4 protein-coding genes are annotated in these 2,521 nt (G+C 55.2%); 2 read left to right on the top strand and 2 right to left on the bottom strand.

All coding sequences use genetic code 11. The annotated features are described in order from the left end of the window. On the top strand, window positions 1-541 hold a 541-nt coding region (gene hisF, locus ACJROR_RS03500), incomplete at its 5' end, for an imidazole glycerol phosphate synthase subunit HisF (protein WP_406545883.1). Window positions 542-599: 58 nt separating this feature from the next. Next, window positions 600-1,067 (top strand): phosphoribosyl-AMP cyclohydrolase, encoded by a 468-nt coding sequence (locus ACJROR_RS03495; RefSeq protein WP_406545884.1) that lies wholly within the window; start codon window positions 600-602, stop codon window positions 1,065-1,067. 167 nt (window positions 1,068-1,234) lie between these two features. Here ACJROR_RS03495 and ACJROR_RS03490 read toward each other — a convergent pair whose 3' ends face one another. Both ACJROR_RS03490 and ACJROR_RS03485 read right to left on the bottom strand, forming a co-directional pair. Beyond that, a complete protein-coding gene (locus ACJROR_RS03490) occupies window positions 1,235-1,918 on the bottom strand; it encodes a DUF6273 domain-containing protein (RefSeq protein ID WP_406545882.1) in 684 nt (227 codons plus the stop codon). A 212-nt stretch (window positions 1,919-2,130) separates the two neighbouring features. Next, on the bottom strand, window positions 2,131-2,521 hold a 391-nt coding region (locus ACJROR_RS03485), incomplete at its 5' end, for a BspA family leucine-rich repeat surface protein (protein ID WP_406545881.1).

Below are 2,521 nucleotides of genomic sequence, written 5' to 3'. Positions count from 1 at the left end.
CGTGGCCGGCGGCATTAAAAGCGTGGAGGATGCCCGGAGGATTCTGGAGTTCGGTGCGGATAAGATTTCGGTAAACTCCCCGGCTCTGGCGGATCCGGATCTTATCAGCCGGCTGGCGGACAAGTTCGGCGTGCAGTGCGTGGTCTCAGGCATTGACTCCTACTACGACAAGGAGCAGGACAAGTACTGGGTCAAGCAGTATACCGGAGATGAATCCCGCACCCTGGTGACCAAATGGACTACCCCGGAATGGGTTACTGAAGTGCAGAAGCGCGGGGCCGGGGAAATCGTCCTCAACATGATGAACCAGGACGGCATGCGGAACGGCTATGATCTCACGCAGCTTAAGCTTATCCGGAAGCTGGCCCGGGTGCCGCTTATCGCCTCCGGCGGAGCCGGCGCCATGGAGCATTTCCGGGACGGCTTCAAGGAGGCCAATGTGGACGGCTGTCTCGCCGCTTCCGTGTTCCACAAGGGCATCATTCATATCCCGGAACTCAGAGACTACCTCAGAAATGAAGGAGTAACCGTACGTGACTGATAATAAATACAATCTCAACTTTGATATTGACTCCCTAGACTGGGAAAAGTGTCAGGGCATGATCCCTGTGATCGTGCAGAACTACCGTTCCGGACTGGTGCTGATGCAGGGCTTTATGAACCGTGAGGCGCTGGAAAAGACCATGGAAATCGGCCGGGTAACCTTCTGGAGCCGTACCAAGAAGCGTCTTTGGACCAAGGGAGAGGAATCCCGGCACTATCTCAATCTCAAGGCCATTACCACTGACTGCGATTCCGACTGTCTTCTGATAGCGGCAGATCCCATCGGCCCCACCTGCCACCTGGGCAATACCAGCTGCTTTGACGGCCATCTGCCTCTGGATGCAGAGAACATTTCGGTATACGACGCCCTGCAGGAGGAACAGACGCCCCTGCCTCAGGCGGTTTCGGAGTTTGAAGCCGCGGCCACCCCGGAAAACGGCGCCCAGCTCCTTAAGGCTGTTATGGGAGCCCTGCAGAAAAACGGGATCAGACTCCGGGATATTGACGGCCTGTTCCGGCAGTAACGGAGACAGCGGAAACAACGGCGAACCATGCCGCATGGAAAGCAAAGCCCATGACGCAAAAGCCCCGGCAGAAAGTCCTTTAAGAGACCTGCCGGGGTTTCTTTTTGCTGTGAATGCTTGTGAAAAGCCGCTTTTCCGGTATCAGGCCGGAATGGACAAACAGGTCATTAGCCCCGCCGCCGCACCCACATAGCCGGACGAACCAGCACCGTATCATCCGTGGCGGCATAGCCGTAAAGATCCGGAACTCCCTGAGAATTTATGCGGGCCATGTTGCCGGGAGCCCCGCCGTGCGTGCGCAGCCACCAGGAGCAGGATTCGCCGGAGGTACCCTGGGGAAGCCAGGGTGCCGGCAGACAGTTTCTGCTCAGATAGCCGCCGAACCAGGAGGAAACCATGTTATAGCTGAGACAGAAAACATGATCCCGGGTAGCCGGACACCTCTTCCCGCCGTAAACGGAATTCCTTTCGTTTCCCAGAGTTTTTTCGAGAATGCTCTCCCTTTCATCATCTGAAAAGTACTCCTTGTAAAACACCGTATTGAGCCAATAACGAAGGGCGCACTTTTCCCAGGTGATCTCGCCTTCTCGGTCATGCATGGGACGCCAGGCTATTCCCCAGGTACTGACCGCAAGAGCGCTCGCTCCGTCAGCATGAATAACCAGCCAGGAAAGAGGAGTTTCGGCATATGAACTGTCTCCCGGATAATGGCCAAGAACAATGGTTTCTCCGCGTTTCATGGCATAGGATGCGGCGGCCTGCCCGTAATCATCATCGTCGTCATCGTAGCCGCTCGCAGCGTGGGTGCGTTTAACGTTCCTGCCGTTAAGAACATCGAAGAAATTAGCCATTTCAGTCCTCTCATGACAGCGCGGGATTAAAAGAACCGCCGGAATATAACATCCTTAAGTTTAGCACACCCCGTCCCGGATTAACCGAAAGCGCAGACAAACGTGAATTGCCCGGGAGAACCGAAATTGCCTGTTCTGAAACAAGAGCGGGCTTAGCTGTTGTGTTCCGGTGTTTATTCTCAGCTTACTTGCCAGCGCCTGTTCCTCTGTGCTCAGGAGTCAGTCTCGCTTACTGATTTTTGGCCTTCACTTTGTCCGGGGCCCTGGTAAAGCTCTCTCAGGACTTCCGGGATCTCCTCAGGGGGCTGGTTAAATGCAGCGGCATCCAGCAGAAAATCCCGGGCATCCTCTTCCGGGGAATCCAGACCTGTGAGCTTCCAGGAGCCCAGCGGCTGATTAAAGGCGACGGTCTCGCAAAACATAAAACGGATGAGCTTCACATGAGAAACATCCCAGCTGTTAAGGGGCTGGTTAAAGGCTTTGGCCCCGGTAAACATGCTGCTCAGATCCTCGGCTGATGACAGGTGCCATTTTGCCAGCGGCTGATTAAAGGCTCCCGTATCCTGAAACATGCCGGCCATAATGCATACTCCGGAAACATCC

The sequence above is a fragment of the Succinimonas sp. genome (assembly GCF_045225735.1).
In the GTDB taxonomy this organism is placed as follows: Bacteria; Pseudomonadota; Gammaproteobacteria; order Enterobacterales; family Succinivibrionaceae; genus Succinimonas.
Note: the sequence above shows the minus strand (reverse complement) of the source record. Positions and strands in the feature narration are given on the sequence as shown.